Genomic DNA, 21,594 nt, shown 5'->3' with positions numbered 1-21,594 from the left:
AATTCGCCTTTAAAATTTTGAGGATTTTATAGGCGAATCAAAAAATGCTGTAGACCAGTTGAAATTATTAAAAGATGAACGCTGTGCTATATTATTATAAAAGTTTATCGGCGTGAAGCTTACGTAATTTGGCCAATTTAGGGTTGATTACAACTTGACAATAACCTTGCTCGGAATTGTTCTTGTAATAATCTTGGTGATACTCCTCGGCTTCGTAAAAAGTGCCCAATGGGCTAATTTCCGTTACAATAGGTTTGTCATAGACATTTTGTAGTTCGTTTATGATTGCACGTGCTTTTTTTTCTTGTACCTCATTATGGTAATAGATAACGGAACGGTATTGTGTTCCTGCATCGGCACCTTGCCTGTTCAATGTTGTAGGGTCGTGCGTAGTCATAAAAATAAGAAGGATATCATCATATGAAATTACGCTAGGGTCAAAAATTACCTGTACCACTTCTGCATGGCCGGTAAGTCCGGAACAAATTTCCCTATAGGTAGGTTTGCCCGGGGCTGTACCTCCCGTATATCCTGATATGACCTCCTTTATTCCTTTTACTTCTTGAAAAACGGCTTCTGTGCACCAAAAGCATCCACCACCAACCGTTGCGGTTTCCATAGATTTGTTATTCATTAACTTCTTCTTTTTGTAACTGCATAGACTCGGAATTTATACAATAGCGTAAACCGCTAGGCTCAGGACCGTCAGGAAATACATGGCCTAAATGGGCATCGCAAGTATTGCACAATACTTCTACGCGTACCATACCAAATGAACTGTCCTTATGGTATTTAATGGCATTTTTCTTAATGGGTTGCGTAAAACTTGGCCATCCTGTTCCTGATTCAAACTTTATAGTGGAATCGAACAATGGTGTACCACAGCAAACACATTCATATTTCCCCGCCTCATGAGCGCTACATAATGCGCCGGAATGTGGAGCTTCGGTGCCTTTGTTTCTTGTAATCCTAAACTGTTCGGGGGTCAATAGTTCTTTCCATTCAGATGCTGATTTTTCTACCCTTTGGTCGGGTTCAGGATTACCTTTTACGGTAAAATGGATAATATCTTTCCAGGTTAACATCATAATTTTCTTTTTCTTGATAGTCTTTATAGCTAGTTTAATTGGTCGATGATTTACTGCTATTCTTACAAAATTACGGTAATTTTGGCCCATGGCATATTATAAAGGAAACAGAACTATTTATAGTGTACTTATACTAATTTGTATAGTAGGATTTTGGCTTTTCGAAAATTTCTATACGCCTGCGCCATATTCCAATAAAGAGACTTCCGGTTTGGAAAATAATTTTCCAAAAGCGTTTCTCCCTAGTTCTACAACTGGGGATATAGTACACCATTCCTATTTTACTTTATCTTATAACGAACCTTTTGAGCAAGCTGAATGGGTGGCCTACGTATTGGAGAAAGGGCATTTAACCTATGACGATAGAAAGCGACCTTATTTTTTGGAAGATCCATTTGTTCCCTCAAAATCTGCCGATTGGCGTAATTATAAGGGTTCTGGTTATGACCGTGGACATTTAGTTCCGGCAGGAGATCGTAGATTTTCCAAACAAGCGTATGACGAAACGTTCTATACCAGTAATGTAAGTCCGCAAGATAGGGAGTTCAATGCCGGTATTTGGAACGATTTGGAACAGCAGATAAGACGTTGGGCAAAACAATATGGCTCATTATATATCTTTACCGGAGGAGTTTTGGAGAATGGATTGGAGGAAATAGGGGAAGAGGACGTAGATGTACCAAACGCTTTTTATAAAATTGTGGCCCGTAAGAAAAATAACAAGTTACATACCATTTCATTTTTAATACCCAACAAACCGCAATTTTTACCATTAAGAAATTTTGTGGTGGCTATAGATGATATTGAAGAAGAAACTGGAATAGATTTCTTTGCCGAATTGCCCCCTGATGAACAAAAGGCCTTTGAGGCAACTACAAATACAGTGGGGTGGAAGTTTTAAAAACTTTCCTTGAGTCTATTGGTGTCCAATCGTAAAAAAATGAACAATAGTACTGTAAAGAACAGTAATCCGGAGCCTCCATAACTGAAAAAGGGCAAGGGAATGCCTATGGTGGGCAATACGCCAATAACCATGCCTATATTAATGAAGTAATGAATCAACAATATGGAGATAACGCCATAGCCATACATTCTGGCAAAAGCATTTTTTTGCCTTTCCGCCAAGGAAATCAATCTAAGGAAGAGCGTTGTGAACAGCAAAATAACGGTAGCGGTTCCTACAAAGCCCCATTCCTCGCCAACTGTACTGAAAATATAATCGGTATGTTGTTCCGGTACAAAATCTCCTTTTGTCCTGGTGCCTTCTAAAAACCCTTTACCAAAAAAACCGCCAGACTCTATTGCTTTTTCAGATTGATGCGTGTTATACCCTATGGTTTTTCGTATTTGGTCCAGTTTTTCCGGATCTTTTTCTAGGCGAAGCCATAAGCTAAAACGATCTCTATGTCGCTGTTCAAATACATTATTGAACACAAAATTTACAGATAAGGAAAAAACGATTATCGCAATACTCACCAATGATAAAGGTATTACAGGTATTTTAAAACTTTTTCTTTTAAACCCAAATAGCAGGATAATCAAAAGGGCAAGTCCAATAATCAACCATACGGTCCCAAATTTTAGTGTAACTACAAAAATTAGGATTAGACTAACGATAATGGCCAAATAGAACAACGGTAGTCCTTCCCTAAAAATGACGAAGATAAGGGCGAAAAATACCAGGGCACTACCGGGGTCTGGCTGGGGTATAATGAGTAATGCCGGTATTAAGATGATCAACAGCGCATAGAGTTGGTCCTTGCGTCTTTTTATATCGGTCTGTATATCGCTTAAGTATTTGGCAAGAGCCAGAGCAGTTGCCACCTTTGCCAGTTCTGAAGGTTGTAGGTTAAAGAAGCCAAGGTCATACCATGATGTTGCTCCGGCTATGGTTTTACCGAACACGAACAACCCAAGGAGCGATATCATTGAGATTAGGTACAATACACTTGAGAACCTTTCATAGAAGTTGACCTCTAGTGCCAAGATGATTACAATGGTTATTAAACTAACGCCTATAAAAAAAAGTTGCTTGCCGTAGAGTGTACCAAAGTCAAATATAGAGGCGTGCTCTTCGGAAAAAGTACTGGAGTAGATGTTGACCCATCCTATGAGAACGAGCGCTAAATAAATGAATACGCTTAACCAGTCTATACGTTTTAGGATACTTCTACCAGACACGTTCGTTAATTTTAAACTCCTCCCCGCTGTAGGGTTTCGCATATTCTGCTTCCAACGTTTTTTCCAGCATTCGTTTTTCCAAATCGGTTCTGGTAATTTCTCCCTTAAGATATTTTTCGATCATTAGGGAAGCAATGTGTCCGGCATACCTGGAGCCAAAATACCCATTTTCAATATATACGGCAATGGCAATTTTAGGATCGTCCACAGGAGCAAAAGCAACAAATACGGAATGATCCGTTAACTGTGTGCGAACACCGTTAATTTTTGTAAAGTTTTCTGCCGTACCTGTTTTGCCCGCGATTTCTATGTCCGGAATTTGAAGCCATCTTGCGGTTCCTTTTTTATACACATCTGCCATGCCTTCAATGACCGGTTCAAAATATTTAGGGTCAATAGTGGTATGCTTTGCTTCAGTAAACCGTGGTTCTGTAATTTCCTTGCCTTCAATCTTTTTTAAGATATGGGGGGTAAAATAATATCCCCTATTTGCTATGGCCGCGGTCATATTCGCTAATTGAACAGGAGTTGCCAATATTTCCCCTTGACCAATAGAGTTAGAAATGATATAGGACGCGCTCCACCTGTTGTCTCCATACCATTTATCGTAATATTCCTTGCTCGGTATTCTACCTTTCTGTCCAAATGGCAAGTCATACCCAAGATAATCTCCTAAACCAAAGCTACGCATGTGCTTTTCCCAGACATCCATACCTTCGTCCGTGGTATCAAATTTTTCATATATTTTTTTAAATGCGCCCGCAAAATAAGCATTACAGGACACATAAATACCACTATGTATATCACGTAGACCTCCACCACAATGACACCCTTTCTTTTTTCGGCCAACATAAAAACCGTTATAACATTGGATCTTGGTATTTTCATCAATAACTCCTTCCTGTAAGGCAATCAATGCATTTAAGGTTTTAAACGGTGATCCCGGGGGTTGTTGTGCATGAATAGACCGATCCCATGTTGGGTTCGCAATGGTGTCATTATATAATTTTGTATAATTTTTTGACCGTTCCCTACCCACCAATAAAGCAGGGTCATATGTAGGACCGGAAATCATGGAAAGGATTTCCCCTGTTGCAGGTTCAATGGCTACAATACCGCCCCTTTTACCGTTCATAAGTGTTTCACCATATTCCTGTAAGGTCTTATCTATGGTTATGCTTATTTGTTTTCCTTGTTCCGGAAGGGTGTCCAAGGCACCATTTTTATATGGACCAATATCCCTATTAAATCGGTCTTTTTGAATGTATTGTACGCCTTTTCTTCCACGTAATAAATCTTCATAATAACGTTCTACCCCGGTACGACCTTTGAGTTCACCTTGAACATAATATTTGTTAACGGCCAAATCTCCTTCATTTACTTCACTGATATATCCCAATACATTGGCTGCACTAGGGGTATCATAATAACGCAAAGACCTCTTTTGGATATAAAATCCGGTGTATTTACGCATTTTCTCTTGAAGTTTGGCATAATCCTGTTTGGACAGCTGTGGTACCAAAACAGAAGGCAGCCTTGGCGAGTATACCCTGGCCTTTCTTAATTTTTCAATAAATTTCTCCTTATCAATTCCTAAAAGACCACAAAATTCCAAAGTGTCTAGTGGTTTTACCTCCCTTGGTATGACCATTACATCATAGGCTGGATCATTACCCACCAATAGTTTTCCGTTTCTATCATAGATATAACCCCTTTCAGGATAATCATAAATGGCCTTGATTGCCGGATCGTCCAACATATGATCGGTAGAAAAGCTGAATATTTGCAAATAGGAGAGCCTGCCCAGGAACGCAATGGCTATAAGGATGATCAAAGAGGATAAAAGAATTTTTCTCATTCTTTTTTACTGCTAAATAGTGTGCTGAACAAAATACTTAAAATCAATGTGGCAATACCCACCGTAACGGTTTTCTGCAAAATTAATAAGCTATTTGAAAAGCTAAAAATTTCCAAGGTGAAGTATACCAAGTGATGTATTATAGTTAATAACGCTAAAAACGTAAATTGTTGTGCCTTGGTACTGTTGTTTAACTTAAAACTTTGGAATTCATAATTGACCCCAAAAACAAATCTCATAATAGTAGGGCGTAAATAAGCAATGGTAACCGTTGCAGCTGCATTTATAGCCAATGTGTCAGAAAAAATATCTACCAACAATCCTAAAATAAAGCAGGTGACAATAAAGGTGGTCCTGTTCTGTTTTATAGGGTACCAGTAAAGAAAAAGGATATAGATCAGCGGATTAATGTAGCCAAAAAAGTTGAGGTTGTTAAATACCAATACCTGTACCAGTATCAGTAAAACAAATCTAGTTACGTTAAGGAAGAAGCCGCTATTGATCATTGTTCTGTGTTTCTGCTTCTAATTCCAATACTTCTTTGCGGTTTAGATTTTTGATGATATAAATATTGCCAATATTGGTCATATCATTAAAAAGTTCCACATCAATAAAATAAAAACTTTTAGAATTATCAAGGTCAAAATTCTTTATGGTTCCAATAGGTATGTTCTCGGGAAAGATACTGCTCATAGCCCCTGTAACTATAGTATCACCAATGGTAAGGGGAACAAGTCTAGGAATATCTATTAACTGTACAACATTGTAATCTTGTGTGTTTTCCCACACCAAAGAACCAAAATGATTGGAGTTTTTAATTTTTGCATTGATGGTAGATCGTTCGCTCAATATACTCTGTACCGTGGCAAAATTATTAGATGTGTTCTCTACTATTCCCAAGATACCTTTATCCGTTATGACGCCCATATCCTGTGCAACGCTATCGTTAAGGCCTTTGTCTATAGTGATATAGTTGCGCTGATCGGCATAACTGTTATTGATGACCCTACCTTTGATTACTTCATAGTCATTGGACGTTGAATCCAAGGAAGTAGTGGTCAAAAGTGTTGAGTTGAACAGTTTGTTACGAAGCCTTCTGTTTTCCTCTACCAACCGATTATTTTCCTCCCTTAGTCCAAAATAGGAGCTGATATTATCCGAGAAGGAATAGATACTGCCGGTAAGGTAATTGGATGAATTTAAAAATTTGGATTGATGGTATGAATGGGATTGGAACGTAAAGATCAAGGATATCACTAACAGGAAAAAGTATAGCAAAAAGGTTTTATACCTAATTATAAAATTTATGATCTGCTGCATTCACCCCTATATTTTTAATCGATTATAGAATTTCCTTTCAGGGAAATTTTAGAAATCGTTCGTTAATCATTGTGATATGGTCTTGGGCAATTTAAAAAGCTTTGCTGGCCTAAATACCAATTGCCCCTTTAAAAATAACCAAATATTACTTGATTAGAATACTTTTATAACGTTCTAGATTTTTTAATGCAATACCGGTTCCACGTACAACGGCACGTAACGGGTCTTCTGCAATATATACGGGTAAATCTGTTTTTTGGGATAACCTCCTATCAAGTCCTCTTAGCATGGAACCACCACCGGCAAGATATATACCAGTATTATAGATATCCGCAGCCAATTCTGGCGGAGTTTGGGATAAAGTTTCCATAACGGCATCCTCTACACGTAGGATGGATTTATCCAAGGCCTTTGCAATTTCCCTATAGGAAATCTGAACTTGTTTTGGTTTACCGGTCAACAGATCGCGCCCTTGCACCGATTTCTCATCTGGTGGGGACTGTAAATCTTCCGTCGCGGAACCTATTTCAATCTTAATGGCCTCCGCAGTACTTTCACCTACATATAAATTGTGTTGCGTACGCATGTAGTAAATGATATCATTGGTAAAGACATCACCTGCAATTTTAACCGATTTATCACAAACGATACCTCCTAATGCTATAACTGCAATTTCAGTGGTACCACCACCTATATCTACAATCATATTACCTTTTGGTTGCATAATATCTAAACCAATACCTATTGCGGCAGCCATTGGTTCATGAATTAAGTATACCTCTTTACCGTTAACACGTTCAGCAGATTCTTTTACCGCACGCATTTCTACTTCGGTAATACCACTAGGAATACAAATTACCAAACGTAATGCTGGTGGAAACCATTTTTTCTTTAATGCAGGTATGTTCTTGATAAACATCATCAACATCTTTTCAGATGCATCAAAATCTGCAATTACACCATCTTTCAACGGTCTAATGGTCTTAATGTTTTCATGGGTTTTTCCTTGCATCATGTTGGCTTCCTTACCAACTGCAATAATTTTTCCGCTAATTCTATCTCTGGCAACGATGGATGGGCTATCGACAACAACTTTGTCATTATGGATGATAAGGGTGTTCGCTGTACCTAAATCTATAGCTATTTCCTCGGTCAAGAAATCAAAAAATCCCATATGTGATGTTTAAATTTTAGATAAAAGGGTGTATTTCATCGACAAAAGTAATGAAATTAATGCTTGAAATGACGCGTACCCGTCATCACCATTGAAATTTTATGTTCATTGCAATAATCAATGCTTAATTGGTCCTTGATAGAACCACCAGGCTGTATTACACTGGTAATACCGGCCTTGTCCGCAATTTCAACGCAATCTGGGAAAGGAAAAAATGCATCACTGGCCATAACAGCACCGTTGAGGTCAAAATTAAACGACTGTGCTTTATGAATGGCTTGGTTCAATGCATCAACTCTACTGGTCTGTCCGGTACCGCTTGCGCAAAGTTGTTTGTTCTTGGCCAGGACAATGGTATTGGATTTTGTGTGTTTGCAAAGTTTGGATGCAAAAATTAAATCTTCCAACTCTTGATCTGTTGGCTTTGTATCCGTAGCATTGGCTAAATCTTGGATTGAATCTGTTTTATGGTCTTTTTCCTGTAACAGCATACCGTTTAAGCAAGTTCTTACCTGCATTTGTGGCATTTCAACATCGTTCTGTATTAGGATAATCCTGTTTTTCTTTCCTTTCAATATTTCCAAAGCCTCCGCGTTATAGTTTGGTGCTATGACTACTTCACAGAATAATTTGTGAATTTCTTCGGCAGTAGCTTTGTCAATTTCCTTGTTGCTGATTAAAACACCTCCGAAAGCGGAAACTGGGTCTCCGGCTAAAGCATCTACGTACGCTTGGTGCAAGGAATTGCGTTGTGCAAGTCCACAAGCATTGTTATGCTTTAGAATGGCAAAAGTTGGTTCGTCGTTTTTAAACTCAAGCATTAAGTTTACCGCAGCATCAACATCTAATAAATTGTTATAGGATAATTCCTTACCGTGTAGTTTAGAGAACATGGCATCAAAATCACCAAAAAAGAATCCTTTTTGATGCGGATTTTCTCCATAGCGCAATACCTTACCTTGAGTTTCACTGATTTTCAAGGCCGCTAGGTCATGGTTTTGGTTAAAGTAATTGAAGATAGCAGTGTCATAATGTGAGGAAACGTTGAATGCTTTTGCGGCAAAACGCTTTCTGTCCTCTAAGCTAATATTTCCGTTATCGGCAGAAACAACCTCTAAAAAGTCGGTATAGTCTTCCATGGAGGAGACACAGATTACATCCTTAAAGTTTTTGGCCGCCGCACGGATCAACGAAATACCGCCAATATCAATTTTTTCTATAATATCTTGTTCTGGAGCACCACTTGCAACCGTTTTTTCAAATGGGTAAAGATCTACGATGACAATATCTATTTGAGGAATTTCAAATTCCGCCAATTGTGCAACGTCACTTTCGTTATCCTGTCTGTTCAAAATACCGCCAAAAACCTTTGGGTGCAAGGTTTTTACCCTTCCGCCAAGTATAGACGGGTAGCTGGTGACATCTTCTACGGGAACAACATCTATTCCTAAATCTTTAATGAATTTTTCAGTACCTCCGGTAGAGTAAATAGTAATTCCCAATTCTTGGAATTTCTTAACAATTGGCTCTAAACCGTCTTTATGGAAAACTGAAATTAAGGCTGAAGATGCTTTTTTTACACTGCTCATTGTATGGTGCTTAAATGTTTTTAATAAGCAAGCAAAAGTAATTTTTTTACACGTATTAAATGAGCTAGTTTATCAACAAAAGGACTAAAGTTTTAAAGAATTTTGGCCACTTCAAAATTTACGAATTCCAAAAAAGCCTCATCTGCCTTGGTAAAGGGATCGGGGGTGTTAGAGTCAATATCTATTTGTCCAATGTTTTCTCCGTTGACGAACATGGGTATTACAATTTCGGATTTTACGGTAATACTGCAAGCAATGTAGTTGTCCTGGGCCTGTACGTCGGGTACAACAAAATTCTCGTTGCTTTCGGCTACTTGCCCACAAATGCCCTTTCCAAAAGGAATAATGGTGTGGTCCGTAGGTTCTCCCGCGTATGGTCCAAGTTTTAATTCTCTCTTATCGCCATTTTTAAAATAAAAACCTACCCAGTCATAATGAGGAACCTCTTCTTTTAAAAGTTCACAAATGGCCTGCATTTTGGCTTCTTTGGTGGTGTTGGAGTCTATAATGGAACTAACTTGAGGGCGTAGTGAGCTGAACATATTTTTTTTGGCAAAAATACATATTGTATGCAATAAGCCCCGTCTTTTTTAAAATAAAAGAGAGGATGCGTAAGGCATCCTCTCTTTAAGACTTGTTTATATTTTGTTGGGTTATGGCTGTATCTTGACACTGAATTCAATAAAGTCATTATTGCCAAATCCTGGTTGGATCGCAGTAACCTTGATCAACCCTTTTTTACCATAGTTATCTACAAACTCTACCACATCGCCAACGCTAAGATTGGTAATTTTTTGGGTATTTGAACTAGCAATGAAATCAAGCTCCCCAGAAAGGGTTATTGCATCAAAGGCCGTTACATCCAAATCAGAAGAAGCAAAGAACATTTGGTTAAGAGTTTCTGTTTCCGCATTTTCCTCGTCTTCACCCGGTTGAAGTCCTTCTACCGGAAATCCAAAATTAGCATCATACTGTTCTGTAGAGGAAAAGGAAGCATTGTCATCTGCAGATACGCCAGAGGCACCGTAATAATATCCAAAATCCCAGAACGCCCTAAATTCGCGACCTACATTAACCTTATAGACCGTTTCGTTTAAAAGGGAAAAGAAAGTTTCCGTATTTCCGTTCACATCCGGGGCAAATAATTTTACTTCGTTAAATTCCCTTACCTCTGCAGTAGGGTTGGTTCCTGTTCCGACCGTTACGGTAATGGTACCTGCACCTAAAGCCAATCTTTTGGTGGTATCCCTAAAATCTCCTTTTCCTGTTGTGGTCCAAAAAGTGTAGACGATCTCTCCGTTATCAATGTCCGGCACCGGTAGGGAAAATGTAAAGTCAATTTCTTTTTTGGATGCACCATCTAAATCTATAGATCCGTCAGGTTTTAAAACTTTACTTAAATCTTCACTGACAAGATCAAACGCGCTAAATGGCATTTCTCCTTGTCCGGAAATATTTTGTGTAATATACATTCTGCGCTGTGTAGTTGCATCTGATGTAAAAATAACCCTGCCCGGTACCGTAGTGCCTACTTCACCATTGGCAGATGCTGATATTTGATTGTTAGATGGGTCTGCCTCATTAAAGACCAAAGTGGCCACTTCCGGCTCTTCATTGTCGCCATCGTCCGCCCCATCGGTATTGTCAGGAATAGGTGTGTCAAAAACAGAGCCGTCATCAGAACTACAACTGCCTATAAATAAAGCAATGGTGCATATTAAAAAAGTATACTTTAATTGTTTTCTCATAATTTTAATTTAAAATGATTAGTGTTTTTAAATGTTAATAATGGTTATTTAATATTTGTGTTACTCTTTAAACTTAAAATCACTGCTAATCGTATACGCTTATGGGTTTTTTTAATGTGTAAAGCGGGAAAATGGAAATAGGTTCTACAATGTTTCGTTAAAGAAATGGTATTAAGGATGTTAAATGTTGATTATTTTGTAATTTTACCGCGATGAGGAATATGCTACATAAATTTTTTTCCGTTGCAATGGCATTGCTGTTGCTGCTGTCCACTATTTCATGGACAGTAGAAAAACATTTATGCATGGGCCGTGTTTTGGATATAGCCTTTTTTCATTCCGCCGAAGATTGCGGTATGGAAGCCGGTTTGGCTTTATTGGATGATGCATCGCAATATGAAAAGCATTGTTGTGATGATGAATCTTTTACCATGCAAGGTCAAGATGATTTAAACCATGATACGTTCAATTTAGATTTCTCTCAACAAGTATTCTTAATTTCCTTCACAACTTCTTATTTAAACTTATTTCAAGAGTCTACAGATAAGAAAATTGTTCTTGATTCCTATCCTCCGCCCATATTGGCAGAAGATTTGAATATACTGCACCAAGTTTTTTTGATTTGATTTAAAACGTGTTATACGTCGCTTTTTTGCGTTCACACATTTTTGAATCAAATCTAACATTCAATGAAAAATTTTACTTGGCTTTTAGCCATTATCCTATTTGGGATACAATATTGTGAGGCACAAGGTCCTCCTATTACTGCCGATAAACCCATTATGTTGGGTGGCGGTAGCTTTACTGCAAAAACCTTGACAGAGATTCGGCATACGGAAAGAGGTGATTTTACCTATGTTCCGGTAATGCTACATTATTTGCCAACTTCTAATTCTTTGGTGGCAATACATTTACCTTATATAAATTATGATATTGAAAACGGACCGAGTGGTAGCAGTTTAGCAGATATTAAAATAATGGGTAAGTATCAATTCTTTAGAAAAGATGGTACGGGCAAGACCTTTAGAATGGTAGCCAAAACATTACAAACACTGCCTACTGGTAAAGAATTGGACGTAATGGATTTAAGTACGGGCAAATATGCGGGATATTATGGTATTGTTGCAGGTTACGAATCGCTCAAATATGGTATTTCTAACGAACTAGGCTATAATTGGGTGCCCGATGGTAGCTTGGATGCTTTGACCCATAAAATTGGTTTCGGTCTTCCATTGTTAAAACCACAGTATCCTAATAAGCAAATCAATCTGTATTTTGAATATACCAACTCTTGGCTGGTAGAGCGTGATTGGTATCAATTGTTGTACGCACAAGGGTTACAGTATGCAAGAAAGAATGTTACGTTCGACTTGGCTGTACAGGTGCCTTTGGTAAACGATATTGAAGCAGGTCGTAAATTAAACTATAGCCTGTTTTTAGGTTCTAGATATTCATTTTAATAAAAATTTTTAAAACATAAAATAATGAAAAAATCAATAATTATATCGGCGTTGTTAACGCTAATGGTTGTCTTTAGTGCGATTGCACAAGATGGTAAGGATAAGTTTATGGTGCAGGTAGATGGTCTAGGCTGTCCGTTTTGTGCATATGGACTTGAGAAGAAATTCAAAGAGTTTAAAGGTATTAAGAATGTGAAAATAGATATTGAAACAGGAGACTTTAGTTTTTCTTATCCAGCGGAAAAAGCATTAACACTAGCTGATGTAGAGAAGCAAGTTGAAAAAGCGGGTTACACACCTATTACAGCAAAAGTTGAGCGTTCCAATGGTGAAATTGAAGAATCATCTGAGAGCGAAATGACTAAAAAGTCCGAAGGAACGGTGAGTAAAAATGTAATGGTAGCCGGTAATTGTGCTATGTGTGAGGCTAGAATAACCAAAGCTGCAGAATCTGTGCAAGGTGTATCCGCCGTTTCTTGGGATAAGGATACCAAAATCATGAAGGTTTCATTTGATGCGGGATTAACTTCTCTTGAAAAAATTGAAAAGGAGGTAGCGGTTGCAGGTCATGATACGAAAAACCATCAAGCACATACCGACGATTATGGAAATCTACCAGCATGTTGTAAGTACGAACGTTTAAGCTATAAATAATGAGAAAAAGTATATGTATACTCATCGTTTTAGTCTTTGCATCTGCTTGTAAAGAAAAATCACCTACTCCTAAAGAGTGGGTGTTATCTAAAACTATTCAACTAGATGGCGTAAATCCTATTGGGTTAACTCAGGTAAATGGAGCTATTTGGCTTTCAGATGGCGACCACAACCGTTTGGTGCAAATTGATACAGAAGGCAAAATCACGGAAACTGTAGACTCATTAGACAGACCAATGCATATTGATGCTATAAAGGAGACAATTTTTATTCCTCAATATGGGAAAGATGTTATTGAAACGGTTGATAAAAAAGGAAGGTTTATAATGCAGGTATCAGATTCATTGGATGCACCTGCGGGAGTTTCTGTTTATGAAAATGAACGGGCAATTGCAGATTTCTACAATAATCGAATTCTCTATTTTGATGGTGCAAGCTGGATTTCCTTTGGTAAAGAAGGAAAAGCGGAAGGGGAGTTTTATTATCCTACAGATGTACAGATTACCAAGGATAAGATTTGGGTAGCAGATGCCTATAATAACCGAGTACAAGTGTTTGATAAAAAAGGTGGTTTCCTTCAAATGATGGGTCAAAATCAAAAGATGAATGCGGCAACTGGGATTTTTGTTTCGGTTGATGAAGTGTTTGTAACAGATTTTGAAAACAACCGTGTTTTGGTTTTTGATATGATGGGTGAGTTACAACAGGTGTTAAAAGACCAGATAGAAAAACCAACGGATATGATGATTAAAGACGATATGTTGTATGTAATTAATTATAGAAACGGCAAGCTTAATATTTTTGATAAACAGCCGATTGTTGTGAAGGATTAAAAGGTCAAATAGGATATCTAATTAGGTGTTCAGATTTATAAAATAATTATAATAAAAGGTATGAAACATACATATACCATAGTTGGCATGACCTGTAATGGATGTAGGTCTCATGTAGAAAAGACATTGGCGAATATTGATGGTGTAACCAGTGCTTCTGTAAATTTAGAAAAAGCTGAAGCTACTTTAGATATGGATTCAGAATTGACTTTAGCTACTTTGCAAAATGCCATGAAAGAAGATGGTGGTCATTATTCAATTCATGAATTAGGAGGGCATCAACACAAAGAAGTGAAACCCAAGAAAATAGATAATGGAAATGGTGTTTTCTATTGCCCCATGCATTGCGAAGGAGATAAAACCTATACAGAGCCTGGCGATTGCCCGGTTTGTGGTATGGATTTGGTAGAAGAGGCAAGTGCCTCGATTCATAAAGGTCAGGAATATACGTGCCCAATGCATCCTGAGGTGGTTCGAGATGAACCGGGTGATTGCCCTATTTGTGGTATGGATTTAGTGCCAAAACAAGCTGATGTTTCTGCTGAAGCGAAAAGTTATAATACGCTTTTAAAAAAGTTTAAAATAGCGGTGGCTTTTACGTTGCCCATTTTTATTATAGCAATGTCTGAGATGATACCGAACAATCCGCTTCACAATATTTTGAGTTTAAGAAACTGGAATTGGGTGCAGTTTGCATTATCAATTCCTGTGGTGTTTTATGCAACTTGGATGTTTTTTGAGAGAGCCTATCGTTCTGTAAAAACATGGAACTTGAACATGTTTACGATGATAGGGATTGGAGCAGGTGTGGCTTGGTTATTTAGTGTATTTGCTATTTTGGTCCCTGATTTTTTTCCTCCACAGTTTAAGACGGACCAAGGCACGGTTCATGTATATTTTGAGGCAGCTACGGTTATATTGACTCTAGTCTTGTTCGGGCAGTTATTAGAGGCTCGTGCACATAGTAAAACTAATTCTGCGGTTAAAGAACTTCTTAAGCTAGCTCCAAATAAAGCGATTCGCATTGTTGATGGAAAAGAGGAAACAATTGCTATAGATAACATAGTTAAAGGAGATCTGCTTAGGGTGAAACCAGGGGATAAAATACCTGTTGATGGAAGCGTGCATGAAGGCGAAAGTACGGTAGATGAATCTATGATAACGGGCGAGCCTGTTCCGGTTCAAAAAGTAGAGGGTGATAATGTAAGTTCTGGGACAATTAATGGTAAGCGTTCTTTTGTCATGATAGCGGAGAAAGTTGGTTCAGATACGTTGCTCTCCCAGATTATTGATATGGTGAACAAGGCTAGTCGTAGTCAGGCACCAATTCAAAAATTAGCGGATAAAATCTCAAGTTATTTTGTGCCTGCTGTGGTGTTCATTTCTGTAATCACCTTTATTGTTTGGGTCATTTTTGGTCCAGAACCTGCTTATGTATATGCTTTGGTAAATGCTATTGCTGTATTGATAATCGCATGTCCATGCGCCCTAGGTTTGGCTACCCCAATGTCCGTAATGGTGGGTGTGGGTAAAGGAGCGCAATCTGGCGTGCTGATAAAGAATGCAGAAGCTTTAGAGCGAATGGACAAAATTGACACGCTAATTGTAGATAAGACCGGTACAATTACGGAAGGAAAACCATCCGTAGAAAAGGTGGGTAGTATTTCTGAGATTAATCAGGAAAAGGTATTGCAATATATTGTTTCATTAAATCAGAAAAGTGAGCACCCATTGGCAGATGCAACTGTAAAGTATGGTAAGGTAAATAATGTAAATGTTTTAAAAGTTGAAGATTTTAATTCGGTTACAGGTATGGGCGTCACTGGTAAGATAAATGGTGAGTTTATAGCCTTGGGTAACGAAAAGATGATGAATGAGGCTCAAGTATCCATTTTAGATAGTTTAAAGGCAGATGTAGTTTCTCATCAAAAACTTGGAAAAACAGTTTCTTACTTAGCTATTGGTGATAAGGCAGTTGGTTTTGTTGTAATCGGAGATAAAATTAAAGAGACGAGCAAAAAAGCTATTGAAGAGTTGCAGAAAGCCGGTATTGCGGTGATAATGCTTACCGGAGATAATCATGATACGGCAAAAGCGGTAGCGGAACAATTAAGTCTGGCAGATTTTAAGGCTGGTATGCTACCACAGGATAAATTGGCTGAGGTTGAACGTTTACAATCTGAAGGAAGAAAGGTTGCTGTTGCAGGAGACGGTATTAACGATGCGCCTGCTTTGGCAAAAAGTGATGTAGGTATTGCCATGGGTACGGGAACCGATGTCGCCATTGAAAGTGCTGCAATTACTTTGGTAAAAGGAGATTTACATGGAATTGTAAAAGCATATAACCTTAGTAATGCGGTTATGAAGAATATAAAACAGAATTTATTTTTCGCCTTAATTTATAATACGGTTGGTATACCAATTGCGGCGGGAGTGCTATATCCAATTTTCGGATTGTTGCTATCTCCAATGATTGCGGCTTTAGCGATGAGTTTTAGTTCTGTTTCGGTAATTGCCAATGCATTACGATTAAGAACGGTGAAAATTGATTAATCAAATTGAATATTATATGAATAAATATATAGTAGTATTGCTTTTGTGCATGTTGCCTTATTTTAGTTTTTCTCAGGAAAAAGTAGAAGGAGTTGTTTTCGATTCTGACGCATCTAATGCATTGAGCCTTTCGGGAGCCAATGTCTATTGGCAAGATTCACAAACTGGGGTGGTAACAGATTTCGATGGTAAATTTTCCATTCCCTATCTGAAAGAGTTCAATAAATTGATTATAAGTTATGTGGGTTTTGAGTCTGATACGTTAACCATTAACGAACCTAAAACAATACGTGTTAGTCTAAAGCCATCTAATGAATTAGATGAGGTAGTTGTTCAGCAGGAAAGAGATGCTATACAGAAAACATATTTTAGTCCGCAGAATGTTATTACTGTAAATAGTGATGAGTTGTTAAAGGCGGCTTGCTGTAATTTGGCAGAAAGCTTTGAAACCAATCCGGCAATTGATGTAAATCTTTCTGATGGATTAACCGGTACCAAGCAAATTCAAATGTTAGGATTAACGAGTCCGTATTTGTTGATTACCCAAGAAAATATTCCTATGGTACGTGGTGCATCTCAAGCCTATGGATTAACATTTACGCCAGGTACGTGGATAGAAAGTATACAGATTACAAAAGGTGCTGGTAGTGTGGTGAATGGTTACGAAAGTATATCAGGTCAGATCAATACCGAGTTGGTAAAGCCGTTAACCGATAATGCAGTTTTTGTAAATGGCTATGCCAATCAGAATGGGCGTTATGAATTGAATACACATTTCAATAAAAAGCTGACCGATAAATTGAGTACCGGTCTTTATATTCATGGAAATACGAGAACTCAAAAAGAAGATAATAATGAAGACGGATTTTTAGATGCGCCTTTGGGGGAGCAAATTAATGTGATGAACCGTTGGCAGTATCAGAATCCTGAAACAGGTTTTGTAAGTTTCTTAAATGTTCGTTTTTTGAATGATGAGAAACAAGTAGGGCAGGTAGATTTTAATCCTAATACCGATAGAGTTGATAATGGTGGTTCACTGAGCGAAGCCGAAGTTCCTGCACTGAGCGGAGCCGAAGTGTGGGGTAGTGAGATAAATACCCGCAGGTTTGATACCTCGTTAAAATTGGGTTATGTTTTTCCTGAACTTCCGTTTCAAAGTTTTGGTTTTCAGTCAGCCTATAGTCTACATAAGCAAGATTCGTATTTTGGTTTTAGAACATATGATATTAGCCATGAAAGCATTTATTCTAGTCTTCTTTTTAATTCTATAATAGGAGATACAAGAAATAAGTTTAAAACCGGAATTTCTTTTGCATATGACGGTTATGATGAGGTGGTGACTACTGATGATTATTCTAGGGAAGATAGGTCTGTAGGAGCATTTTTTGAGTATAGTTATGAAAATTTAGAAAAAGTAAGTTTAACTGCCGGACTACGTGTAGACAATCATAATCGATTACGAACTTTTGTAACACCAAGATTTCACATTAGATATACCCCATGGGAAAGAGGTAGTCTTCGAGGATCATTTGGTAGAGGAAAGAGAGCTGCAAATATTTTTGCCGAAAATCAGCAATTGTTCGCCTCTGCTAGACAAATTAATATTGCAGGTTCAGGTGGTGATGTGTATGGTTTAGAGCCAGAAGATGCATGGAATTATGGAGTTAGCTTTCTACAAGGATTTAATTTTTTGAATAAAAAGGGAGATATTTCTTTAGATTATTACATCACGGATTTTGAAAACCAAGTGGTGGTAGATTGGGAAAATCCGCAAGAAGTTTCTTTTTATAATTTGGAAGGAGAGAGTAGTGCTAAAAGTTTTCAAGTAGAATTAAATTATGAGCTTTTGACCCGTCTTAATTTTAGAACATCGTATAAGTTTTATGATGTATCTACAGATTATAAAAGCGGCAATCTACAGAAACCATTACAAGCACAACATCGGTTTTTTGTTAATTTAGGGTATGAGACCGAGGCTAAGGATAATGGTGCGCAATGGAAATTTGATTATACCCTTCATAGTTTTGGAGAAACGCGGTTGCCAGATACAAGTACTAACCCGGTGGAATACCAATTACCTGCTTTTTCCCCAACATATAATCTAATGAATGCTCAAGTGACAAAAGTATTCTCTAATTCATTTGAAGTGTATGTGGGTGGTGAAAACCTTTCGGATGTACAGCAAATTAATCCTGTATTGGGCGCTGATAATCCTTTTGGTCCAAATTTTGATACTACCATTGTATATGCGCCAATAATGGGTAGAATGTTTTATGGCGGCTTTAGATTTAAAATTTTATAACACGTAAATTTATACTTATGAAAACAACTATTTTATCCATTGCAATGATATTAATTGCTGTGGTAACCTATGCACAGGACAAGAATAAGAAAATGACTTTTGATGTGAATGGTAAATGCGCCATGTGTAAAGAACGTATTGAAGAGGCTGCATTAAATGTAAAGGGAGTAAAATATGCAAATTGGGATATTCCTACCCATCAGTTAGCGGTTATTATGGATGAACGTAAAACTGATGCTATGAAGATTAAAACAGCAATTGTAGCCGTTGGTCATGATACTAAAGAATTGAAGGCAACAGATGAAGCATATAATAGCGTACACCCATGCTGTTTGTATAGAGAAGATAATTCTGACGATGGTGCGCATCATAAAAATTAGTCAAAGGACTAGTAATTGTTGAGGAGTTTTTAACCGCTGTAAATTGTTTGAAAAGTTTTAGTTAATATTTTGCCAACGTGATTATCACGAATCAAAATCTGAAATACATTAGCTTAAGTTTATCTTTAATTCGATACTAATGGCACAAGCAAAATCAGCAGGGAAACCAGCTGCAAAGCCTGCTCCAGCAAAAGCTGGAAAAAAGGCTGCTCCAAAAGCTGCTCCTAGAAAGAAGTAGTCGGTACTAGCCTACGGGTAGGCTTACCATTTGGACATGAAAACCACCTTCTGTAAATAAAGAAGGTGGTTTTTTTGTTGATCATGTTTAAAATCAAAAAAAACCGCTCTTGATATTTCAAGAGCGGTTTTAAAAAAATATAAACTGTTAGAACAAGCAAATAATTGCCTGTCGACGCTGTTGACCTACATCATGCCTGGCATACCGCCACCGCCGCCCATAGGAGGCATAGCAGGAGCATCTTCCTTAATATCGGTCAAGGCACATTCCGTAGTCAAGATCATACCGGCAACAGAAGCGGCATTTTCTAAGGCTACCCTAGTCACTTTCTTAGGATCTATGATACCGGCCTTCATCATTTCAACATACTTTTCAGATTTGGCGTCATAACCGTAATCACCTTTACCTTCAAGTATTTTTGCGATTACTACAGATCCTTCACCACCAGCGTTAGAAACGATAGTTCTTAACGGAGCTTCTATGGCACGGGCTACGATTTGTAGACCAGTGGCCTCATCTTCATTGTCCGTAGAAACTTTGGAAAGAACTGATTTTGCTCTTACCAAAGCAACACCACCACCGGCAACAATACCTTCTTCCACGGCAGCTCTTGTGGCATGCAATGCATCGTCAACCCTATCTTTTTTCTCCTTCATTTCAACTTCAGAAGCTGCACCTACGTAAAGAACGGCAACACCACCGGCCAACTTGGCCAAACGCTCTTGAAGTTTTTCCTTATCGTAATCAGAAGTTGTTGTCTCAATTTGAGATTTTATCTGGTTAACCCTTGTTTTGATATCTTTTGCAACACCACCACCATTTACGATTGTAGTATTGTCCTTATCAATCTGTACTTTTTCACAAGTACCTAACATATCTAGCGTAGTGTTGTCCAAAGAGAACCCTCTTTCCTCGGAGATAACGGTACCGCCTGTTAAGATGGCTATATCTTCTAACATTGCCTTTCTTCTGTCACCAAAACCTGGTGCCTTAACTGCGGCAATTTTTAAAGAACCTCTTAATTTGTTAACTACTAAAGTAGCCAATGCTTCACCATCAACATCTTCGGCAATGATCAATAAAGGCTTACCAGATTGTGCAACTGGCTCCAATACCGGTAATAAGTCTTTCATTGAAGAAATTTTCTTGTCGAACAACAAGATGTAAGGGCTGTCCAGCTCAGAAACCATTTTTTCAGAATCGGTAACGAAATATGGAGAAAGGTATCCTCTGTCAAACTGCATACCTTCTACAACGTCTACATATGTATCGGTACCTTTGGCTTCTTCAACGGTAATTACACCTTCTTTACCAACTTTGCCAAAAGCTTGTGCGATCAAATCACCAATAGTTTCATCATTATTTGCGGAAATAGAGGCTACTTGCTTAATTTTTTCAGAAGAATCGCCCACTTTTTTGGCTTGTTTTGCCAAATCTGCAACGATAGCCTCAACAGCTTTGTCTATACCTCTTTTCAAGTCCATTGGGTTAGCACCAGCGGCAACGTTCTTTAATCCTTCTTTTACGATTGCTTGCGCCAATACGGTTGCGGTAGTAGTACCGTCACCGGCAAGGTCGTTGGTTTTGGAAGCAACTTCCTTAACCATTTGTGCACCCATATTCTCCAATGGGTTTTCCAATTCAATTTCTTTTGCAACGGTAACACCATCTTTTGTTACTTGGGGAGCGCCAAATGATTTGCTGATAATAACATTTCTACCTTTTGGTCCCAAGGTTACCTTTACTGCATTTGCCAAAGCATCAACGCCTCTTTTAAGGCCGTCTCTTGCATCTATGTCAAATTTTATGTCTTTTGCCATTTTTATGGATTTTAGTTTTTAGTTCTTACCTGTTAATGCTAGGAATAACAAGTAAAGTAATGGTTTAAATTTTTTTACTTTAAAACAATTTAATCGATTCCTGAAAAATACTAGATGATGGCAAGAATATCGCTTTCTCTCATCATCAAATAATCGGTTCCTTCCAATTTAAGTTCGGTCCCGGCATATTTTCCGTAAAGTACGGTATCACCAACCTTAACGGTAACTTTGTCATCTTTTGTTCCTGGTCCCACGGCAACAACTTTACCTTTTTGCGGTTTCTCTTTTGCAGTGTCAGGAATGTAAAGCCCAGACGCAGTTTTAGTCTCAGCGGCCATTGGCTCAATAAGTACTCTGTCTGCCAATGGTTTGATATTAACTTTAGCCATAATTATT

20 protein-coding genes are annotated in these 21,594 nt (G+C 38.0%); 8 read left to right on the top strand and 12 right to left on the bottom strand.

What is annotated here, in order from left to right; genetic code table 11:
- Positions 1 to 94 precede the first annotated feature (94 nt).
- Together msrA and msrB are read right to left on the bottom strand one after the other, a co-directional pair.
- Positions 95 to 634 carry a peptide-methionine (S)-S-oxide reductase MsrA gene (gene msrA, locus CHB68_RS09630; protein WP_089260680.1) on the bottom strand — a complete coding sequence of 180 codons (540 nt, stop codon included), beginning with the start codon at positions 632 to 634 and terminating at the stop codon, positions 95 to 97.
- Positions 627 to 1,085 carry a peptide-methionine (R)-S-oxide reductase MsrB gene (gene msrB, locus CHB68_RS09625; RefSeq protein ID WP_089261238.1) on the bottom strand — a complete coding sequence of 153 codons (459 nt, stop codon included), beginning with the start codon at positions 1,083 to 1,085 and terminating at the stop codon, positions 627 to 629. The genes msrA and msrB overlap by 8 nt, the downstream gene beginning before the upstream one ends.
- A 91-nt stretch (positions 1,086 to 1,176) precedes the next feature.
- On the opposite strand from msrB, the gene CHB68_RS09620 reads away from it, so the two are divergent.
- Positions 1,177 to 1,989: a DNA/RNA non-specific endonuclease gene (locus CHB68_RS09620; protein ID WP_089260679.1), complete on the top strand. Its 813-nt coding sequence runs from the start codon at positions 1,177 to 1,179 to the stop codon at positions 1,987 to 1,989.
- On the opposite strand, the gene rodA is transcribed toward CHB68_RS09620, so the two are convergent.
- The 8 genes from rodA to CHB68_RS09580 all read right to left on the bottom strand — a co-directional run bounded on the left by rodA (position 1,986) and on the right by CHB68_RS09580 (position 10,958).
- Positions 1,986 to 3,269, bottom strand: a complete 1,284-nt coding sequence (gene rodA / locus CHB68_RS09615; protein WP_089260678.1) for a rod shape-determining protein RodA — start codon at positions 3,267 to 3,269, stop codon at positions 1,986 to 1,988. The genes CHB68_RS09620 and rodA overlap by 4 nt on opposite strands.
- A complete protein-coding gene (gene mrdA / locus CHB68_RS09610; protein ID WP_089260677.1) occupies positions 3,259 to 5,127 on the bottom strand; it encodes a penicillin-binding protein 2 in 1,869 nt (622 codons plus the stop codon). Before mrdA ends, rodA begins: the two co-directional genes overlap by 11 nt.
- Positions 5,124 to 5,633 (bottom strand): rod shape-determining protein MreD, encoded by a 510-nt coding sequence (mreD, locus tag CHB68_RS09605; RefSeq protein ID WP_089260676.1) that lies wholly within the window; start codon positions 5,631 to 5,633, stop codon positions 5,124 to 5,126. Before mreD ends, mrdA begins: the two co-directional genes overlap by 4 nt.
- On the bottom strand, positions 5,623 to 6,447 hold the full coding sequence (mreC, locus tag CHB68_RS09600) for a rod shape-determining protein MreC (protein WP_089260675.1): 825 nt from the start codon (positions 6,445 to 6,447) through the stop codon (positions 5,623 to 5,625). Before mreC ends, mreD begins: the two co-directional genes overlap by 11 nt.
- Positions 6,448 to 6,592: 145 nt before the next feature.
- Positions 6,593 to 7,621 (bottom strand): rod shape-determining protein, encoded by a 1,029-nt coding sequence (locus CHB68_RS09595; RefSeq protein WP_027066022.1) that lies wholly within the window; start codon positions 7,619 to 7,621, stop codon positions 6,593 to 6,595.
- 56 nt (positions 7,622 to 7,677) lie between these two features.
- Complete coding sequence (gene purH, locus CHB68_RS09590; protein ID WP_089260674.1) at positions 7,678 to 9,210, bottom strand: bifunctional phosphoribosylaminoimidazolecarboxamide formyltransferase/IMP cyclohydrolase; 1,533 nt, start codon at positions 9,208 to 9,210, stop codon at positions 7,678 to 7,680.
- 92 nt (positions 9,211 to 9,302) lie between these two features.
- Positions 9,303 to 9,752: a GAF domain-containing protein gene (locus CHB68_RS09585; protein ID WP_089260673.1), complete on the bottom strand. Its 450-nt coding sequence runs from the start codon at positions 9,750 to 9,752 to the stop codon at positions 9,303 to 9,305.
- Positions 9,753 to 9,863: 111 nt separating this feature from the next.
- Complete coding sequence (locus tag CHB68_RS09580) at positions 9,864 to 10,958, bottom strand: hypothetical protein (protein ID WP_089260672.1); 1,095 nt, start codon at positions 10,956 to 10,958, stop codon at positions 9,864 to 9,866.
- A 221-nt stretch (positions 10,959 to 11,179) separates the two neighbouring features.
- Here CHB68_RS09580 and CHB68_RS09575 point away from each other — a divergent pair, with 221 nt between their 5' ends.
- The 7 genes from CHB68_RS09575 (at position 11,180) to CHB68_RS09545 (ending at position 19,140) form a co-directional block, all read left to right on the top strand.
- Positions 11,180 to 11,584 carry an HYC_CC_PP family protein gene (locus CHB68_RS09575; protein WP_245838903.1) on the top strand — a complete coding sequence of 135 codons (405 nt, stop codon included), beginning with the start codon at positions 11,180 to 11,182 and terminating at the stop codon, positions 11,582 to 11,584.
- Positions 11,585 to 11,647: 63 nt separating this feature from the next.
- The gene (locus tag CHB68_RS09570; RefSeq protein ID WP_089260671.1) at positions 11,648 to 12,418 is read left to right on the top strand and encodes a hypothetical protein; all 771 of its coding nucleotides are present in this window, start codon (positions 11,648 to 11,650) and stop codon (positions 12,416 to 12,418) included.
- 24 nt (positions 12,419 to 12,442) lie between these two features.
- Positions 12,443 to 13,072 carry a heavy-metal-associated domain-containing protein gene (locus CHB68_RS09565; RefSeq protein ID WP_089260670.1) on the top strand — a complete coding sequence of 210 codons (630 nt, stop codon included), beginning with the start codon at positions 12,443 to 12,445 and terminating at the stop codon, positions 13,070 to 13,072.
- Positions 13,072 to 13,905 carry an NHL repeat-containing protein gene (locus tag CHB68_RS09560; RefSeq protein ID WP_089260669.1) on the top strand — a complete coding sequence of 278 codons (834 nt, stop codon included), beginning with the start codon at positions 13,072 to 13,074 and terminating at the stop codon, positions 13,903 to 13,905. Before CHB68_RS09565 ends, CHB68_RS09560 begins: the two co-directional genes overlap by 1 nt.
- A gap of 60 nt (positions 13,906 to 13,965) precedes the next feature.
- Positions 13,966 to 16,458, top strand: coding sequence for a heavy metal translocating P-type ATPase (locus CHB68_RS09555; RefSeq protein WP_089260668.1), 2,493 nt, complete (start codon positions 13,966 to 13,968; stop codon positions 16,456 to 16,458).
- Positions 16,459 to 16,474: 16 nt separating this feature from the next.
- Positions 16,475 to 18,760, top strand: coding sequence for a TonB-dependent receptor (locus tag CHB68_RS09550; RefSeq protein WP_089261236.1), 2,286 nt, complete (start codon positions 16,475 to 16,477; stop codon positions 18,758 to 18,760).
- A 17-nt stretch (positions 18,761 to 18,777) separates the two neighbouring features.
- Positions 18,778 to 19,140, top strand: a complete 363-nt coding sequence (locus CHB68_RS09545) for a heavy-metal-associated domain-containing protein (RefSeq protein WP_089260667.1) — start codon at positions 18,778 to 18,780, stop codon at positions 19,138 to 19,140.
- Between the two features lie 423 nt (positions 19,141 to 19,563).
- Here the strand turns inward: CHB68_RS09545 and groL are convergent, their stop codons facing one another.
- A complete protein-coding gene (groL, locus tag CHB68_RS09540) occupies positions 19,564 to 21,198 on the bottom strand; it encodes a chaperonin GroEL (RefSeq protein ID WP_089260666.1) in 1,635 nt (544 codons plus the stop codon).
- 110 nt (positions 21,199 to 21,308) lie between these two features.
- Positions 21,309 to 21,587 (bottom strand): co-chaperone GroES, encoded by a 279-nt coding sequence (locus CHB68_RS09535; RefSeq protein WP_089260665.1) that lies wholly within the window; start codon positions 21,585 to 21,587, stop codon positions 21,309 to 21,311.
- Positions 21,588 to 21,594: the final 7 nt, after the last annotated feature.

Source organism: Maribacter sedimenticola, assembly GCF_900188415.1.
Lineage (GTDB): Bacteria > Bacteroidota > Bacteroidia > Flavobacteriales > Flavobacteriaceae > Maribacter > Maribacter sedimenticola.
This window is presented reverse-complemented; position numbering and strand designations above follow the sequence as displayed.

Excerpts from the sequence above, each read along its gene's own strand:
- msrA (WP_089260680.1), bottom strand. The coding sequence starts at position 634 with ATGAATAACAAATCTATGGAAACCGCAACGGTTGGTGGTGGATGCTTT.
- msrB (WP_089261238.1), bottom strand. The coding sequence starts at position 1,085 with ATGTTAACCTGGAAAGATATTATCCATTTTACCGTAAAAGGTAATCCT.
- CHB68_RS09620 (WP_089260679.1), top strand. The coding sequence starts at position 1,177 with ATGGCATATTATAAAGGAAACAGAACTATTTATAGTGTACTTATACTA.
- mrdA (WP_089260677.1), bottom strand. The coding sequence starts at position 5,127 with ATGAGAAAAATTCTTTTATCCTCTTTGATCATCCTTATAGCCATTGCG.
- mreD (WP_089260676.1), bottom strand. The coding sequence starts at position 5,633 with ATGATCAATAGCGGCTTCTTCCTTAACGTAACTAGATTTGTTTTACTG.
- mreC (WP_089260675.1), bottom strand. The coding sequence starts at position 6,447 with ATGCAGCAGATCATAAATTTTATAATTAGGTATAAAACCTTTTTGCTA.
- CHB68_RS09595 (WP_027066022.1), bottom strand. The coding sequence starts at position 7,621 with ATGGGATTTTTTGATTTCTTGACCGAGGAAATAGCTATAGATTTAGGT.
- purH (WP_089260674.1), bottom strand. The coding sequence starts at position 9,210 with ATGAGCAGTGTAAAAAAAGCATCTTCAGCCTTAATTTCAGTTTTCCAT.
- CHB68_RS09585 (WP_089260673.1), bottom strand. The coding sequence starts at position 9,752 with ATGTTCAGCTCACTACGCCCTCAAGTTAGTTCCATTATAGACTCCAAC.
- CHB68_RS09580 (WP_089260672.1), bottom strand. The coding sequence starts at position 10,958 with ATGAGAAAACAATTAAAGTATACTTTTTTAATATGCACCATTGCTTTA.
- CHB68_RS09575 (WP_245838903.1), top strand. The coding sequence starts at position 11,180 with ATGCTACATAAATTTTTTTCCGTTGCAATGGCATTGCTGTTGCTGCTG.
- CHB68_RS09570 (WP_089260671.1), top strand. The coding sequence starts at position 11,648 with ATGAAAAATTTTACTTGGCTTTTAGCCATTATCCTATTTGGGATACAA.
- CHB68_RS09565 (WP_089260670.1), top strand. The coding sequence starts at position 12,443 with ATGAAAAAATCAATAATTATATCGGCGTTGTTAACGCTAATGGTTGTC.
- CHB68_RS09560 (WP_089260669.1), top strand. The coding sequence starts at position 13,072 with ATGAGAAAAAGTATATGTATACTCATCGTTTTAGTCTTTGCATCTGCT.
- CHB68_RS09555 (WP_089260668.1), top strand. The coding sequence starts at position 13,966 with ATGAAACATACATATACCATAGTTGGCATGACCTGTAATGGATGTAGG.
- CHB68_RS09550 (WP_089261236.1), top strand. The coding sequence starts at position 16,475 with ATGAATAAATATATAGTAGTATTGCTTTTGTGCATGTTGCCTTATTTT.
- CHB68_RS09545 (WP_089260667.1), top strand. The coding sequence starts at position 18,778 with ATGAAAACAACTATTTTATCCATTGCAATGATATTAATTGCTGTGGTA.
- groL (WP_089260666.1), bottom strand. The coding sequence starts at position 21,198 with ATGGCAAAAGACATAAAATTTGACATAGATGCAAGAGACGGCCTTAAA.
- CHB68_RS09535 (WP_089260665.1), bottom strand. The coding sequence starts at position 21,587 with ATGGCTAAAGTTAATATCAAACCATTGGCAGACAGAGTACTTATTGAG.